This is a genomic window from Acidimicrobiales bacterium, from assembly GCA_030747595.1.
In the GTDB taxonomy this organism is placed as follows: domain Bacteria; phylum Actinomycetota; class Acidimicrobiia; order Acidimicrobiales; family MedAcidi-G1; genus UBA9410.
In genome coordinates, this window is the sequence record JASLKK010000013.1 from 32,674 (window position 1) to 46,973 (window position 14,300).

Consider the following 14,300-nt stretch of genomic DNA (forward strand, 5'->3'; position numbering starts at 1 on the left):
ACTCACCGTCCCGCAGTGTCGTCTGAGCCGACGCCGACGCCGGCCTCGGTACGACGGTACGCCTCAAGCAGGGCACCTGGCACGAACTCCTCCGGGTCCAAGCCACGCAGGCGGGCGATCTCGTCGGGCCGTCGCAGCCCCTTGAGGCCGGCGATGGTGGCCCGGGCCACGTTGATGTGGTTGGACGACCCCTGTGACTTGCACAGGATGTCGTGGATGCCAGCCTCTTCGAGAATGGCACGAGCAGCGCCACCGGCGATGACCCCGGTACCAGGAGCGGCAGGCTTCAACATCACCCGCCCGGCGCCCATGACGCCGAGGATCGGGTGGATGATGGTCGAACCAGTCAGCGCCACCTTGAACAGGTTTCGCTTGGCCTCCTCAGTCCCCTTCTGGATGGCCAGCGGAACCTCCTTGGCCTTGCCGTAGCCCAGGCCGACCCGGCCAGCGCCATCACCGATCACCACGAGCGCGGTGAACGAGAACCGACGGCCGCCCTTGACCACCTTGGCCACGCGGTTGATGTGGATGACCCGCGACTCCCTGAGGGAGGCATCGTCATTATTGTGCTGTGCCACTAGAACTCCAGTCCGGCTTCGCGGGCAGCATCGGCCAACGCCGCCACCCTGCCGTGGTACTTGTATCCGCCTCGGTCGAAGACCACCGACGCGATTCCGGCTTCGCGTGCTCGCTCAGCGACCACCCGTCCGACCTCGGTGGCGGCAGCCACCCCGGTCACACCCTCGGCCACACCGTCCTGAACGGTCGATGCCGCGGCCACGGTGCGACCCGAACGGTCGTCGATGACCTGGGCTGAGATATGACGAGCCGAACGGAAGACCGCAAGACGGGGACGGGACTCCGAGCCCCGGACCGATTTGCGGACCCGACGGTGTCGACGCTGACGCGCCTTGGAACGATCCAGGCTGCTCACTTGGCTGCCTTTCCGGCCTTGCGGGCCACGTGCTCGCCGAGGTACCGCACGCCCTTGCCCTTGTAGGGCTCCGGCTTGCGATACGAACGGATGTTGGCGGCCACCTGGCCGACAACCTGCTTGTCAGTGCCTGACACGATGATGCGTGTCGGTTCCGGCACGTCGAACGAGATGCCGTCCGGAGCCTCGACGTTCACCGGATGACTGAATCCGAGCTGCAGCTCCAAGGCGTTTGTGCCCTTGGCCGCTGCTCGGTAGCCGACGCCGACGATCTGGAGTTCCTTGGAGAACCCCTCGGTCACGCCGACCACCATGTTGTTCACCAACGACCGAGTCAGACCGTGCAGGGCACGGTTCTGACGTTCATCATCGGGGCGCTCCACGAGGAGCACCTCGCCGTCCTGACGGACGGTGATGTCACCGGGAACCTCGATGTCGAGTTCGCCCTTGGGACCCTTGACGGCCAGCTGGCGACCCTGGATCTGGACCTCGACACCGGACGGAACGGTGATAGGAGCCTTCCCGATTCGGGACATGTCGTCTCCTTCCCTACCAGACGTAGCAGAGCACCTCGCCACCGATCCTTCGGCGGCGGGCCTCGCGGTCGCTCATAAGTCCGCGGCTCGTGGAGATCACGGCGACGCCGAGACCTCCGAGCACGCGGGGAATCCGGTTGGAGGCGCTGTACACGCGAAGGCCGGGCTTGGAGACCCGCTTCACGCCGCTGATGACGCGCTCCCGCTCGGGGGAGTACTTCATCTCTATGTTCAACACCTGGCCGGGGCCAGTCTTGGCCTCCGACACCGCATAGTCGCGGATATAACCCTCGGACTTGAGGATGTCAGCGAGCGCCACCTTCTGCTTCGACGACGGCATATTGACGCCTTCGTGCATCGCCACGTTGGCGTTGCGAATGCGCGTCAACATGTCAGCGACGGGATCGGTCATGGTCATGTCAGACCCTCCTCACCAGCTCGACTTCGTGAGCCCGGGGATCTCTCCCGCGTGGGCCATGCTCCGCAGGCAGATCCGGCAGAGGTTGAAGGCGCGGTAGACCGAACGCGGTCGGCCGCAACGGCGACACCGCGTATAGGCCCGAACCTTGAACTTCGGGGTCTTCTGCTGCTTGTTGACCAGTGCTTTCTTAGCCACTACTGCCCTTCCTTCCGGAATGGGAAACCAAACGCCGCGAGCAGGGCCCGCCCTTCGGCGTCATCGGACGCAGACGTCACAATCGTGATGTCCATTCCCCGGGTGCGATCGACCTTGTCGTAGTCAATCTCCGGGAAGATCAATTGTTCGGTCACGCCGAACGTGTAGTTACCGCTACCGTCGAACGACTTCGGACTGAGCCCGCGGAAGTCACGGATACGGGGGATCGCCAGAGTGATCAGGCGGTCCAGGAACTCGTACATGCGGTCGCCCCGCATCGTGACCTTGGCCCCGATGGGCTGGCCCTCGCGGAGCTTGAAGTTCGAGATGGACTTCCGGGCCCGAGTCACCATCGGTTTCTGGCCGGTGATGGCCTCCAGATCGGTCAGTGCACCATCCAGAAGCTTCGCCTGCTGGGCGGCGTCACCGACACCCATGTTGACGACGATCTTGGACAGCCTCGGAACCTGCATCACGTTGGCGAGGCCCAGCTCGGTCTGTACCGCGCTCCGGATCTCGTCGTTGTAACGCACACGCATCCGCACCGCTGCGGTGGTACCGGAGTCAGAAATGAGTGTCTCAGCCATCGATGTCCACCCCCGTGCGTTTGCAGATCCGGACCTTGTCGCCGGTCTCAGTGAATCGGTACCCGATGCGGGTCGGCTTGCCGTCCGACGGGCTCAGGATGGCCACGTTGGACACGTGTAGTGGCATCGCCTTTTCGATGATGCCGCCCTGGTCCGTAGCGCTCGTGGGCTTCTGGTGGCGTTTGGCGATGTTGATGCCGTCCACGATGACTTTGTCATCAGCGGGGATGGCTCGGCTCACCTTGCCCTCCTTGCCCTCATCCTTGCCGGCCAGGACCCGCACCTTGTCTCCTTTGCGAATCTTCATCTCAGAGCACCTCCGGCGCCAGCGACACGATTCGCATGAACTTGTGGTCCCGTAGCTCTCGCCCGACTGGGCCGAAGATGCGGGTGCCTCGAGGCTGGTTCTGGTCGTTGATAAGCACCGCCGCGTTCTCGTCGAACCGGATGTAGCTCCCGTCCGGACGACGACGTTCCTTCTTGGTCCGGACGACGACGCACTTGACGACCTCACCCTTCTTGACGGCCGCACCGGGATTGGCGTCCTTCACCGTCGCGGTGAAAATGTCGCCGATCGAGGCGTAACGACGCTTGGAGCCGCCCAGCACCTTGATGCAGAGCACCTCGCGGGCGCCAGAGTTGTCCGCGACCCGGAGTCGGGTCTCCTGCTGAATCATTACTTCGCCCTCTCGAGGATCTCGACCAAACGCCAGTGCTTCAACTTGGACAGCGGTCGGGTCTCCTGGACCCGCACGCGGTCGCCCACGCTGAGCTGGTTGTCTTCGTCGTGGACGTGGAGTCGCTTGGTCCGCTGGACCGTCTTGGCATACCGGCGATGCCGGACGCGGTCGACAGTCTCGACGATCGCCGTCTTGTCCTGAACATCAGAGACCACTAGACCCTCACGCACCTTGCGGCGGTTCGGACGTTCGGTCGTTTCGGTCGTCTCGGCCATCAGTCGGCCACCTCCTCGCCGCCGGCCACAATGGCCTCGGCAGCGTCGATTTCACGGGCTCGCAGCTCAGTCAGCATGCGGGCCACCTCTTTTTTGACCTGCCCGACCCTCGCGTAGTTCTCGAGCTGGCCGGTTACCAACTGGAAGCGCAAGTTGAACAACTCTTCCTTGGCGTCGGACAGACGCTCTAGGAGGTCAGTGTCACCGAGGGTGTTCAGGGTCTCTTTCTTCGCCATGGCTAGAAGCCCTCCTCACGCTCGACGAAGCGTGCCTTGATGGGCAGCTTCTGAATGGCGCGGTCGAGGGCCTCGCGGGCCACGACCGCGTCGCTGTACGACAGTTCGAACAGGATCCGTCCGGGCTTGACCACCGCGACCCACTTCTCCGGGTTGCCCTTGCCGGAACCCATGCGGGTCTCAGCCGGCTTCTCGGTGATGGGCTTGTCCGGGAAGACGTTGATCCACACCTTGCCGCCACGCTTGATGTGACGGGTCATGGCGATACGGGCAGCCTCGATCTGGCGGGCGGTGATCCAACCCGGCTCAAGAGCCTGGATTCCGTACTCACCGAACGTCATCTCGGTCTGGCCCTTGGAATTGCCCTTGAGGCGACCGCGGTGCTGCTTGCGGTGTCGAACCTTCTTCGGCATCAACACGGCTCAGTCACCATCCCCACCGCGGAAGTGCGGCGTCTCGTGGTTCTCCTTGGTGGATGCCTCAATGGCCTCCTCCTCAGCGAGCAGCTTTTCGAACTCGGCGTCACCCTCCTTGACTAGCGGCGCCGGATCAGCCTCGGTGACCTCCGGCGCAGGGGGCTCGGTGGCCGCCACCTCAGCAGCCTCGGGGCGCCGGGGGGCGGCAGCCGAGGACACCACGGTGCGAGGCTTGGTCTGGCCGGAGGTCTCACCGACGGCCATGGCCGCCTCCTTGGTGATCTTGTCCTCAAGCACGCTCTTGTAGGGCAGGATCTCGCCCTTGTAGATCCACACCTTCACGCCGATGCGACCGTATGTGGTGCGGGCCTCACGAAAGCCGTAGTCAATGTCAGCCCTCAGCGTGTGCAGCGGGACCCGACCTTCGCGGTACCACTCGGTCCGGGACATCTCGGCGCCACCGAGGCGACCCGAGCACTGCACCCGGATGCCGAGAGCGCCAGCCTTCTGGGCGTTCTGGACAGCCCGCTTCATGGCGCGACGGAAAGCGACACGGCCAGCCAACTGGTCGGCAACGCCCTGGGCGATCAACGCAGCCTCGAGCTCGGGCTCCTTGATCTCCTGGATGTTGAGCTGGACCTGATGGTTGCCACTGATCTTGGTCAGCCCGGAACGGAGGCGGTCGGCCTCCGAACCCTTACGCCCGATGACGATGCCCGGGCGGGCCGTGTGGACATCGATCCGCAACTTGTTGCTGGTCCGCTCGACCTCGATCCGGCTGATCGCCGCGTGCGCCAGATCCTCCATGATGTACTCGCGGATCTTCCAGTCCTCAAGGACGTTGTCGGCGTACTCCTTTCGGCTGGCAAACCACCGCGACTTCCAGTCGGTGGTGACCCCCAGACGGAAGCCGTACGGATTGACCTTCTGGCCCATCAGTTGGACTCCTCTTCGTCCTGCTGCTCTTCGGCCTGATCTTCGGCCTGCTCGGCAACCTGCTCTTCGGCCTGCTCTTCGGCCTGCTCTTCGGCCTGCTCGGCAACCTGCTCTTCGGCCTGCTCGGCAACCTGCTCTTCGGCCTGCTCGGCGACGGTGACCTCTGCCTCAACGGTTTCCACGGCCTCGACCTCATCGGCGTGGTCGTGGTCGTGGTCGTGGTCGCTAGCTTCCTCAGCGGCCGCACGGCTGCGCTCCACACGCTGACGACGGGCCTCCGCGGCATGGGCGCTCGACCCTGCCTGGCCCTTGGCCTCTTCGCGCTCGCGCCGGTCGGCGAGCGTGGCATCGTCGTAGCGACTCACGATCATCGTGATGTGGCTGGTGCGCTTGAGGATCTGCGTGGCGCGCCCACGTGCACGAGGGCGCCAGCGCTTCAGCGTCGGGCCCTCGTCGGCGTAGCACGCCGACACGAAGAGTTCTTCGGCCGGAATGTTGTCGTTGTTCTCGGCGTTGGCCACTGCCGAATCCAGGCACTTGCCGATCACCTCAGACACCGATCGCTCGGAGAAGGCGAGGATCTCGGACGCACGACCGTAGGACTCGCCCCGCACGAGGTCCAGCACGGCACGGGCTTTACTCGGTGACACACGGACGTACTTCACGACCGCACGCGTCCCTGGACGCTCGTTGGTCTTCAGGCCGGTCATTAGCGACGACCACCCTTCTCCTGGCCGGCATGGTGCCGGAAGGTCCGCGTTGGAGCGAACTCGCCCAGCTTGTGGCCAACCATCGACTCGGTGATGTACACCGGCACGTGCTTGCGGCCGTCGTGTACACCCATCGTGTGTCCGACCATGTCGGGCACGATGGTGGACCGACGGGACCACGTTCGAATGACCTTCTTTTCGCCGGACTCGTTAAGTACGTCCACCTTCTTGAGCAGGTGGTCGTCCACGAACGGACCCTTCTTGAGACTCCTCGGCATCGCCGATTACCTCCGCGATCCACGCCGACGACGACGGCGCACGATCAACTTGTCGGACTGCTTGCCCTGCTTACGGGTACGGCCTTCAGGCTTGCCCCAGGGTGACACCGGGTGGCGACCACCCGAAGACTTACCTTCGCCACCGCCCAGGGGGTGGTCGACCGGGTTCATGGCAACACCACGGGACTGCGGGCGGACACCCTTCCAGCGGTTGCGACCGGCCTTGCCGATCTTGATTAGTTCGTGCTCCTGATTGCCCACCTCACCAACCGTGGCCCGGCAGTCAATGCGGACACGCCGCATCTCGGTGCTGGGAAGTCGCAGGGTGGCGTAGTCACCCTCCTTGGCCACTAGTTGGACGCTGGCACCGGCACTGCGGGCCATCTTGCCGCCGCCCTCGGGCTGCAGTTCAACGTTGTGCACGACCGTACCGACGGGGATGTAGCGCAACGGCAGGGCGTTGCCGGGCTTGATCTCGCTGCCCTGGCCGGACTGCAGGGTCTCGCCGACCTCGACGCCCTTGGGGGCGAGGATGTAGCGCTTCTCGCCGTCGAAGTAATGGAGCAGGAGGATGCGGCAACTCCGATTCGGGTCGTACTCGACGGCCGCCACCTTGGCCGGCACGCCATCCTTGTTGCGGCGAAAGTCGATGACCCGGTACTGCTGCTTATGGCCGCCGCCGCGGTGACGGGCGGTCTTGCGGCCATAGTTGTTGCGGCCACCGGTGCGGTTCTTTTGTTCGGTCAGCGACCGCTCCGGGATCGTCTTGGTGATCTCAGAGAAGTCGGCGACGGTCTGGAACCGCCGGCCGGGACTGGTGGGCTTGCGCTTGCGCTGCGGCATGTTCCTAGACCTCGAACAACTCGATCGAATCACCCTCGGCGAGGGTGATGTATGCCCGCTTGACGTCCGGGCGCTTACCGAACGTCGGCATGCGCCGGTTCCGCTTGCGCTTGCCGGCCCGATTCAGGGTGTTCACCTTGAGGACCTTCACATCGAAGATCGACTCGACGGCATCACGGATCTCAGGCTTGGAGGCCGACTTCGCGACCTCGAAGGTATAGACGTTCTCCTCGAGCAGGGAGTAGGACTTCTCCGACACGACCGGCTTAACGATGACGTCACGTGCGTCCTTCACTCTTCTTCTCCCATGTCGGAGTCATCGGAGGTTTCAACCGGTGCGGCCGGGACCGTCTTCGACGCCGCCGGGGCAGCGATTGGCAAGGTGGCCTTGGTGAAGACCACGACGTCACTGACCAGCACGTCATAGGCGTTGAGCTCGCCCGGCGAGAGCACGTGGACCGTGCCCAGGTTGGCGAAGCTCTTCCAGGTGTTCTCGTCGGAGCGCTCGGCCACCACCAGAACACGACCCTCGATACCGAGGGCCGCCAGAGCGGCGACCGCGTCCTTGGTGCGGGGCGCATCGAAGGCCCAGCCATCGATTACGACAATCTTGCCCTCTGAGGCCCGGTCGCTCAACGCCGAACGCAGGGCGAGGCGAACCATCTTCTTGGGCGTCTTCTGGGCGTAACTGCGGGGCTTGGGGCCCAGCGCGACACCGCCACCACGCCACTGCGGCGAGCGGATCGAACCCTGCCGGGCACGGCCTGTGCCCTTCTGGGCCCACGGCTTGGCACCGCCACCCCGGACCTCGGCCCGGGTCAGCGTGCTCTGGGTCCCCGACCGGCGGGCAGCCAACTGAGCGGTCACGACTTGGTGCATCACGGCGACATTCGGTTCGATGCCGAAAGTGGCATCGTCGAGATCAACGGAACCTGCCGCTGCGCCGGTCTGACTCAGAACGTCCATCTTCGCCATCACCGGCCTCCCTTCACAGCATCACGAATGAGGACAGTGGCGCCACGGGCACCGGGCACCGAACCACGTACCAGCAGTAGCTCGCGCTCGGCATCGGCCTGCACGACCTGAAGGTTCAACGTGGTGGTCTTCTGGTTACCCATCCGGCCCGGCATCTTCTTGCCCCGGAACACCCTGGACGGAGTGGCGCACTGGCCGATGGCTCCCGGCTTGCGGTGCACCTTGTGCGCACCGTGGGAGGCCCGCTGGCCCTTGAATCCGTGGCGCTTCATGGCGCCGGCGAAACCCTTTCCCTTACTCACCGAGGTCACGTCAACGTGACCCTGATCGACGAGCGACTCAACGGTGATCTCCTGGCCAACCTCGTAGCCAGCCACGTCATCGATTCGGAGTTCCACCAGACGCTCGCCGGCTTCAACCCCCCCGGCGGCGAAATGGCCGGCCTCGGGACGGGTGAGCTTCTCGGCGTCACGATGGCCGATGGTGACCTGGAGTGCGGAGTAACCATCGCGCTCGGTGGTCTTGACCTGGACGACGCGATTAGGACGGACACGAAGCACGGTGACGGGCTGGACACGATTGTCCTCGTCCCACACCTGTGTCATGCCGACCTTCTCGCCGACGATTGCCTTGTTGGCCATGATGGCTCCTGCGACTGGTGCCGGTGATCTGCCGGCATTGGTGGCCCTGACGGACCATTCACGCGAACGCTCCGCACGGGCACAAGCCCGGCGGAGCGGCGATTCTGTTTTGCCGTGCGGTTCGCCGGTCCCGGTCTCCCGAAACCGCCGCCTACCCGGACGTCGATTCACCCAGCGGGCCGACCACGGACGGTCTGCCAGAAGTGCAGGGGACAACGATACGGCGGTCCGGGTTGGGCCACAACCGGCTAACCATCAGGTCGTTGTGCCGCGCGTCATGGCCAACCGGAGCCCTCCCACCGACCAAGGATCCCCGGCCGCCTCCAAGCCGACCGATAACGTCGCCAACAGTGCGAGATCCCTTCAATTCCAACGATCGCGGGGCCATGTCCTGGCCCGACACATGACCGGCAACACCGACCACCGGCTCCCGCCCAGCGACGAGGGGCGATCTCTGCCGTCGTGGGCGCGACGGGCGATCCTAAGCCTGTTGGGGGGAATCGCCGCGATCTACTACCTCCGAGGGATTATCGAGGCGCTCCGGCCGCTCATCCTGGTGGTGCTGGTGGCCTTCTTCCTGTCGTTCGCCCTCGAGCCCGCGGTTAACCGCCTCGAACGGGCCGGCCTCCGCCGAGGGGTGGGCACGGCGCTCACCATGATGGTGCTGGTGGCCGGGATGGGTGGCTTCGGTATCCAGGTCGGCAGTCTGCTGGCTGAGCAGGTAACCGACTTCAGCGAGGACGTCCCCGTCTACCTAGCCGACGCCGACCAGTGGCTGACCGACTCGTTTGGCATCGACAATGCCCTAGCCGATCTACGGACCAACTACGACTCGGGCGCCCTCGCCGGGTGGCTGGGTGACGTGGCCGACGATCTGGCTCGCTTCGGAACCACCGTGGTCAACGTCCTGTTTCAGTTGTTCACCGTCGGGCTCTTCACCTTCTACCTGGTGGCCGAGGGACCCAAGCTGCGGCGGCTGATCTGTTCGTTCCTCGCCGAGCGCCATCAGCGCCACGTGCTCGAAGTCTGGGACCTGGCCATCGAGAAGACCGGCGGCTACATCCTCTCCCGGAGCATCTTGGCGTTGGCATCGTCGCTCGTCCACTGGGCGGCCTTCGAGATCATCGGCCTGCCGTCGGCACTCGCCCTAGCCCTGTGGGTGGGGATCATGTCCCAGTTCGTACCAGTCGTCGGGACATTCATCGCCGGCGCCCTCCCACTAGCCATCGCCCTGCTCGGCGAGCCGGTCCACGGGCTCTGGGTGGTCATCGTGATCGCTGTGTACCAGCAGGTCGAGAACTACGTATTGGGGCCGCGTATCACCGCCCACACCATGCAGTTGCACGTGGCGGTGGCCTTCGGCGCTGTGATCGCCGGGGCGGCCGTCCTCGGCGTGGTCGGGGCTCTGCTCGCCCTCCCAGCCGCCGCCACCATCCAAGCCGTGATCGCCGCAGAAGCCGAACGCCACGTGGTGTCCGAGGACCTCCAGGAGGCCAGCAGCCAACGGCGGGGCCACGGCGACCGGAGCGACGCCCCTCCCGAATCCGAGCCCGAGCCTGCCTGAAAACGGTCGAAGCGCCCCCGGAGGGGCGCTTCCACTCTCGTTCTTCGATCGCAGACCCGGGAGGCGCTTACACCTGCTGGATCTTGATCTCGATGTCGACGCCAGCCGGCAGGTCCAGGCGCTGCAGCGAGTCCACGGTCTTGGGCGAGGGATCCAGGATGTCGAGCAGGCGCTTATGAATGCGCATCTCAAAGTGCTCCCGGGAGTCCTTGTCCTTGAAAGGGCCACGGATGACCGTGTAGCGGTGTTTCTCGGTCGGCAGGGGGATCGGACCGCGAAGGTCGGCCTGGGTCCGTCGAACCGTCTCAACGATCTTCTTCGTCGACTGGTCGATGACCTCGTGGTCGTAGGCCTTCAGTCGGATCCGGATCTTCTGCCCTGCAGGCATCTACGTCGTCCTGCTACTTCAGGATCTTGGTGACGGCGCCAGCACCAACGGTGCGGCCACCTTCACGGATGGCGAAGCGAAGGCCCTCGTCCATGGCGATCGGAGCGATGAGCTCGACGGTCATGGTCGTGTTGTCGCCGGGCATGCACATCTCGGTACCGGCGGGCAGTTCGATCATGCCGGTCACGTCAGTGGTCCGGAAGTAGAACTGCGGGCGGTAGTTGGAGAAGAACGGCTTGTGACGGCCACCCTCCTCCTTGGTCAGCACGTACACCTCGGCCTCGAACTGGGTGTGGGGAGTGATCGAACCGGGCTTGGCCAGAACCTGACCGCGCTGGACCTCCTCCTTGTCGATGCCACGCAGGAGGGCGCCGATGTTGTCGCCGGCCTCACCCTGATCGAGCAACTTGCGGAACATCTCGACGCCGGTACAGGTCGTCGTCTGGGTGTCCTTGAGGCCGATGATCTCGATGCTGTCGCCCGTGTTGACGACGCCCTGTTCGACACGACCGGTCACCACGGTGCCTCGGCCGGTGATCGAGAACACGTCCTCGATCGGCATCAGGAAGGGCTTGTCGATGTCACGCTCGGGCTGGGGGATGTACTCGTCCACCTGGGCCATCAGGTCAACGATCTGGTCGGCGGCGTCGCTGTCGCCCTCGAGGGCCTTGAGCGCCGAAACCCGCACGATCGGGGTGTCGTCACCCGGGAAGTCGTACTCGCCAAGGAGCTCGCGCACCTCCATCTCGACCAGCTCGAGTAGCTCCTCGTCGTCGACCATGTCGCACTTGTTCAGCGCCACGATGATCTTGGGCACGCCGACCTGGCGGGCCAGGAGCACGTGCTCACGGGTCTGGGGCATCGGGCCGTCAGCGGCCGACACCACGAGGATCGCACCGTCGACCTGAGCGGCGCCTGTGATCATGTTCTTGATGTAATCCGCGTGACCCGGCATGTCGACGTGGGCGTAGTGCCGGTTCTCGGTCTCATACTCGACGTGGCTCACGTTGATCGTGATGCCGCGCTCCCGCTCCTCGGGTGCCTTGTCGATGTCCGCGAACTCGGTGAAATTGGTGGAGTTGGGATCACGATCCGACAGGACCTTGGTGATCGCCGCGGTCAGCGTGGTCTTGCCATGGTCAATGTGACCCATGGTGCCCACGTTTACGTGGGGCTTGTTTCGCTCGAATTGGGCCTTGGCCATTTCGCTTCTTCCTCGGTTCTCTTATTTCTCTGTGGACTGGACTTGCTGGTGGAGAGGGTTGGGCAGGTCACTCACCGTGGATTCGGCGGGTGATCTCCTCCTGTACGGACCCGGGCGTCTGCTGGTAGGAGTCAAACTGCATCGTGTACGTCGCACGCCCCTGAGTGCGTGACCGCAGGTCGGTAGCGTATCCGAACATCTCCGACAGCGGCACCAGTGCACTGACCACCTGGTTGGCCCCACGGGCTTCCATCTGGCCCACTCGACCACGTCGGGAGTTCAGGTCGCCGACCACGTCACCCATGTAATCCTCGGGCGTCACGACCTCGACCGACATCACGGGCTCGAGCAGTACCGGCTTGGCCATACGCATGGCCTCACGAAACCACGCCTGGGCAGCGATCTTGAACGCCATCTCCGAGGAGTCCACGTCGTGAGCCTTGCCATCGTTCAGGCTGACTTTGAGGCCCAGCACCTGGAAGCCGGCTAGCGGGCCGTTCGTGGTGGCCAACTTGACGCCGGCATCCACCGACGGGATGTACTCCTTGGGAATACGACCACCGGAGACGTTGTCCTCGAAGAGGTAGTCCTCTTCTTCGTTCTCGTAGGGCTCGAGGCTGGCCACGATCTCAGCAAACTGGCCGGAACCACCGGTCTGCTTCTTGTGGGTGTAGCGGTAGTCGAGAACCGGCTTGGTGATCGTCTCGCGGTAAGCCACCTGGGGCTTGCCCACGTTGGCGTCCACCCGGAACTCACGGAGCATGCGGTCGACCAGCACCTCGAGGTGCAGCTCGCCCATGCCGCCGATGATCGTCTGGCCCGTCTCCTCGTCGCTTCGGACGGTGAAGGTGGGATCCTCCTCGGACAGGGAGAAGAGGGCCTTGCTCATCTTGTCCTGGTCTGCCTTGGAGCGGGGCTCGACGGCTACGTGGATAACCGGCGCCGGGAACTCCAACTGCTCCAGGACAATGGGGTGGTCGGGGGCGCACAGCGTGTCGCCGGTACGGGTGTTCTTGAGGCCGATGCCGGCCACGATGTCGCCGGTCCGAACCTCGTCGCGATCCTCGCGGTCGTTGGCGTGCATCTCGAGCACGCGACCAAGGCGCTCCTTGTTGCCGGTCCGGGTGTTGAGCACCGCTGAACCCTTGTCGAGCACGCCGCTGTAGGCCCGAAAATAGATGAGCTTGCCGACGTGCGGGTCGGTCATGATCTTGAAGGCCAGCGCAGAGAACGGAGCGTCGTCCGATGCCTCACGATCGAGGGTGTCGCCCGAGCGCGGGTGCACGCCTTCGACCGGCGGAAGATCGACCGGCGACGGCAGGAACTTGACGACGGCGTCCAGCAGTGGCTGCACGCCCTTGTTCTTGAAGGCCGACCCGGTGAGGATCGGCACGCAGTCGCCGGACAGGGTGCCGGAGCGGACCGCACTGCGAACGTCCTGGGAGGTGATCTCCTCCTCGCCGACGAACTTCTCGAGGATGTTCTCGTCGAACTCGGACAGTGCGTCGATCAACTCGGCCCGGTACTGCTCGGCCAGTTCGGTCATGTCCTCGGGGATGTCCACGACGTCCCAGGATGCGCCGAGGTCCTCACCCTGCCAGATGAGAGCGTTCATCTCGATGAGGTCGATAATGCCGGCGAAGTCACCCTCGGCACCGATGGGCAGTTGGATGACCGCCGCGTTACAGCCCAGGCGATCACGGATGGTGTCCAGCACGAAGTAGAAGTCAGCACCGGTGCGGTCCATCTTGTTGATGAAACACATGCGAGGGACGTTGTATTTGTCGGCCTGGCGCCACACCGTCTCGGTCTGGGGCTCCACGCCGGCGACGCCGTCGAACACGGCGACCGCTCCGTCGAGCACGCGTAGGGAACGTTCCACCTCGACGGTGAAGTCCACGTGGCCCGGCGTGTCGATGATGTTAATCCGGTGGTCGTCCCAGAAGCAGCTGGTGGCAGCCGAGGTGATGGTGATTCCCCGCTCCTGTTCCTGCTCCATCCAGTCCATGGTCGCAGCGCCGTCGTGGACCTCGCCGATCTTGTAGTTCACGCCGGTGTAGTACAGGATCCGCTCGGTCGTCGTGGTCTTACCCGCGTCGATATGGGCCATGATCCCGATGTTGCGGGTTTTCTGGAGGGGGTGTCGCGTCGCCATCTCAGTGCTCGGTGTCTCGTCTGTCTCGGTGGACGTGTTCGGTCAGGTCCCGGGTCGGGACCCGAGGTGGTTCACCGTCAGACGCCGGAGCGCCACGGCGACGGCCAGTGAGTACGCATCTGGTGCGCGCCCCGGGCCGGTCTAGGTGGGGGGGATGGTCGGGTAACCGCCTACCAGCGGTAGTGGGCGAACGCTTTGTTGGCGTCGGCCATCTTGTGCAGATCTTCGCGACGCTTCACCGACGAGCCGAGGCCGTTGGAGGCATCCATGATCTCGTTGGCCAGTCGCTCGGCCATCGTCCGCTCGCGGCGATCCCGTGAGTAGTT

21 protein-coding genes and 2 pseudogenes are annotated in these 14,300 nt (G+C 64.5%); 1 reads left to right on the forward strand and 22 read right to left on the reverse strand.

Annotation, left to right across the window (positions count from 1 at the left end; all coding sequences use genetic code 11):
* Window positions 1-2 precede the first annotated feature (2 nt).
* The 18 genes and pseudogenes from rpsE to rplC form a co-directional block, all read right to left on the reverse strand.
* The gene (rpsE, locus tag QF777_10245) at window positions 3-578 is read right to left on the reverse strand and encodes a 30S ribosomal protein S5 (GenBank protein MDP6911928.1); all 576 of its coding nucleotides are present in this window, start codon (window positions 576-578) and stop codon (window positions 3-5) included.
* Window positions 578-934, reverse strand: coding sequence for a 50S ribosomal protein L18 (gene rplR, locus QF777_10250; protein MDP6911929.1), 357 nt, complete (start codon window positions 932-934; stop codon window positions 578-580). Before rplR ends, rpsE begins: the two co-directional genes overlap by 1 nt.
* Window positions 931-1,470: a 50S ribosomal protein L6 gene (rplF, locus tag QF777_10255; protein ID MDP6911930.1), complete on the reverse strand. Its 540-nt coding sequence runs from the start codon at window positions 1,468-1,470 to the stop codon at window positions 931-933. The genes rplR and rplF overlap by 4 nt, the downstream gene beginning before the upstream one ends.
* A 13-nt stretch (window positions 1,471-1,483) precedes the next feature.
* The gene (rpsH, locus tag QF777_10260; GenBank protein MDP6911931.1) at window positions 1,484-1,888 is read right to left on the reverse strand and encodes a 30S ribosomal protein S8; all 405 of its coding nucleotides are present in this window, start codon (window positions 1,886-1,888) and stop codon (window positions 1,484-1,486) included.
* A 12-nt stretch (window positions 1,889-1,900) separates the two neighbouring features.
* Complete coding sequence (locus QF777_10265; protein ID MDP6911932.1) at window positions 1,901-2,086, reverse strand: type Z 30S ribosomal protein S14; 186 nt, start codon at window positions 2,084-2,086, stop codon at window positions 1,901-1,903.
* Window positions 2,086-2,625, reverse strand: coding sequence for a 50S ribosomal protein L5 (rplE, locus tag QF777_10270; GenBank protein ID MDP6911933.1), 540 nt, complete (start codon window positions 2,623-2,625; stop codon window positions 2,086-2,088). The genes QF777_10265 and rplE overlap by 1 nt, the downstream gene beginning before the upstream one ends.
* A 40-nt stretch (window positions 2,626-2,665) precedes the next feature.
* Entirely contained in the window at window positions 2,666-2,980 is a 315-nt protein-coding gene (gene rplX, locus QF777_10275; GenBank protein ID MDP6911934.1) for a 50S ribosomal protein L24, read from the reverse strand.
* A 1-nt stretch (window position 2,981) separates the two neighbouring features.
* Entirely contained in the window at window positions 2,982-3,350 is a 369-nt protein-coding gene (gene rplN / locus QF777_10280; protein ID MDP6911935.1) for a 50S ribosomal protein L14, read from the reverse strand.
* The gene (rpsQ, locus tag QF777_10285) at window positions 3,350-3,628 is read right to left on the reverse strand and encodes a 30S ribosomal protein S17 (GenBank protein MDP6911936.1); all 279 of its coding nucleotides are present in this window, start codon (window positions 3,626-3,628) and stop codon (window positions 3,350-3,352) included. Before rpsQ ends, rplN begins: the two co-directional genes overlap by 1 nt.
* A complete protein-coding gene (gene rpmC / locus QF777_10290) occupies window positions 3,628-3,864 on the reverse strand; it encodes a 50S ribosomal protein L29 (protein ID MDP6911937.1) in 237 nt (78 codons plus the stop codon). Before rpmC ends, rpsQ begins: the two co-directional genes overlap by 1 nt.
* Before the next feature lie 2 nt (window positions 3,865-3,866).
* On the reverse strand, window positions 3,867-4,283 hold the full coding sequence (rplP, locus tag QF777_10295) for a 50S ribosomal protein L16 (GenBank protein ID MDP6911938.1): 417 nt from the start codon (window positions 4,281-4,283) through the stop codon (window positions 3,867-3,869).
* A gap of 306 nt (window positions 4,284-4,589) precedes the next feature.
* Window positions 4,590-5,216, reverse strand: a pseudogene (rpsC, locus tag QF777_10300) (30S ribosomal protein S3).
* A 359-nt stretch (window positions 5,217-5,575) separates the two neighbouring features.
* A pseudogene (rplV, locus tag QF777_10305) lies at window positions 5,576-5,926 on the reverse strand (50S ribosomal protein L22).
* On the reverse strand, window positions 5,926-6,204 hold the full coding sequence (rpsS, locus tag QF777_10310; protein MDP6911939.1) for a 30S ribosomal protein S19: 279 nt from the start codon (window positions 6,202-6,204) through the stop codon (window positions 5,926-5,928). The pseudogene rplV and the gene rpsS overlap by 1 nt, the downstream one beginning before the upstream one ends.
* A gap of 6 nt (window positions 6,205-6,210) precedes the next feature.
* On the reverse strand, window positions 6,211-7,047 hold the full coding sequence (rplB, locus tag QF777_10315; protein MDP6911940.1) for a 50S ribosomal protein L2: 837 nt from the start codon (window positions 7,045-7,047) through the stop codon (window positions 6,211-6,213).
* Between the two features lie 4 nt (window positions 7,048-7,051).
* Window positions 7,052-7,342 carry a 50S ribosomal protein L23 gene (gene rplW / locus QF777_10320; GenBank protein MDP6911941.1) on the reverse strand — a complete coding sequence of 97 codons (291 nt, stop codon included), beginning with the start codon at window positions 7,340-7,342 and terminating at the stop codon, window positions 7,052-7,054.
* Entirely contained in the window at window positions 7,339-8,022 is a 684-nt protein-coding gene (gene rplD / locus QF777_10325; GenBank protein ID MDP6911942.1) for a 50S ribosomal protein L4, read from the reverse strand. Before rplD ends, rplW begins: the two co-directional genes overlap by 4 nt.
* Entirely contained in the window at window positions 8,022-8,663 is a 642-nt protein-coding gene (gene rplC, locus QF777_10330; GenBank protein ID MDP6911943.1) for a 50S ribosomal protein L3, read from the reverse strand. The genes rplD and rplC overlap by 1 nt, the downstream gene beginning before the upstream one ends.
* A 403-nt stretch (window positions 8,664-9,066) precedes the next feature.
* Here rplC and QF777_10335 point away from each other — a divergent pair, with 403 nt between their 5' ends.
* Entirely contained in the window at window positions 9,067-10,227 is a 1,161-nt protein-coding gene (locus tag QF777_10335; GenBank protein ID MDP6911944.1) for an AI-2E family transporter, read from the forward strand.
* A 67-nt stretch (window positions 10,228-10,294) separates the two neighbouring features.
* Here QF777_10335 and rpsJ read toward each other — a convergent pair whose 3' ends face one another.
* From rpsJ to QF777_10355, 4 genes are all read right to left on the reverse strand, one after another.
* Complete coding sequence (rpsJ, locus tag QF777_10340; protein MDP6911945.1) at window positions 10,295-10,615, reverse strand: 30S ribosomal protein S10; 321 nt, start codon at window positions 10,613-10,615, stop codon at window positions 10,295-10,297.
* 13 nt (window positions 10,616-10,628) lie between these two features.
* Window positions 10,629-11,819, reverse strand: a complete 1,191-nt coding sequence (tuf, locus tag QF777_10345) for an elongation factor Tu (GenBank protein MDP6911946.1) — start codon at window positions 11,817-11,819, stop codon at window positions 10,629-10,631.
* Window positions 11,820-11,886: 67 nt separating this feature from the next.
* Entirely contained in the window at window positions 11,887-13,974 is a 2,088-nt protein-coding gene (fusA, locus tag QF777_10350; protein ID MDP6911947.1) for an elongation factor G, read from the reverse strand.
* Between the two features lie 170 nt (window positions 13,975-14,144).
* Window positions 14,145-14,300 (reverse strand): 30S ribosomal protein S7 (locus QF777_10355; protein MDP6911948.1); only part of this gene is annotated, 156 nt, incomplete at its 5' end.

What these genes read in the sequence shown, in the direction of transcription:
- rplF (MDP6911930.1), bottom strand. Translation starts at nt 1,470, where the DNA reads ATGTCCCGAATCGGGAAGGCTCCTATCACCGTTCCGTCCGGTGTCGAG.
- rpsH (MDP6911931.1), bottom strand. Translation starts at nt 1,888, where the DNA reads ATGACCATGACCGATCCCGTCGCTGACATGTTGACGCGCATTCGCAAC.
- rplE (MDP6911933.1), bottom strand. Translation starts at nt 2,625, where the DNA reads ATGCGTGTGCGTTACAACGACGAGATCCGGAGCGCGGTACAGACCGAG.
- rplX (MDP6911934.1), bottom strand. Translation starts at nt 2,980, where the DNA reads ATGAAGATTCGCAAAGGAGACAAGGTGCGGGTCCTGGCCGGCAAGGAT.
- rplN (MDP6911935.1), bottom strand. Translation starts at nt 3,350, where the DNA reads ATGATTCAGCAGGAGACCCGACTCCGGGTCGCGGACAACTCTGGCGCC.
- rpsQ (MDP6911936.1), bottom strand. Translation starts at nt 3,628, where the DNA reads ATGGCCGAGACGACCGAAACGACCGAACGTCCGAACCGCCGCAAGGTG.
- rpmC (MDP6911937.1), bottom strand. Translation starts at nt 3,864, where the DNA reads ATGGCGAAGAAAGAGACCCTGAACACCCTCGGTGACACTGACCTCCTA.
- rpsS (MDP6911939.1), bottom strand. Translation starts at nt 6,204, where the DNA reads ATGCCGAGGAGTCTCAAGAAGGGTCCGTTCGTGGACGACCACCTGCTC.
- rplB (MDP6911940.1), bottom strand. Translation starts at nt 7,047, where the DNA reads ATGCCGCAGCGCAAGCGCAAGCCCACCAGTCCCGGCCGGCGGTTCCAG.
- rplD (MDP6911942.1), bottom strand. Translation starts at nt 8,022, where the DNA reads ATGGCGAAGATGGACGTTCTGAGTCAGACCGGCGCAGCGGCAGGTTCC.
- rplC (MDP6911943.1), bottom strand. Translation starts at nt 8,663, where the DNA reads ATGGCCAACAAGGCAATCGTCGGCGAGAAGGTCGGCATGACACAGGTG.
- QF777_10335 (MDP6911944.1), top strand. Translation starts at nt 9,067, where the DNA reads ATGACCGGCAACACCGACCACCGGCTCCCGCCCAGCGACGAGGGGCGA.
- rpsJ (MDP6911945.1), bottom strand. Translation starts at nt 10,615, where the DNA reads ATGCCTGCAGGGCAGAAGATCCGGATCCGACTGAAGGCCTACGACCAC.
- tuf (MDP6911946.1), bottom strand. Translation starts at nt 11,819, where the DNA reads ATGGCCAAGGCCCAATTCGAGCGAAACAAGCCCCACGTAAACGTGGGC.
- fusA (MDP6911947.1), bottom strand. Translation starts at nt 13,974, where the DNA reads ATGGCGACGCGACACCCCCTCCAGAAAACCCGCAACATCGGGATCATG.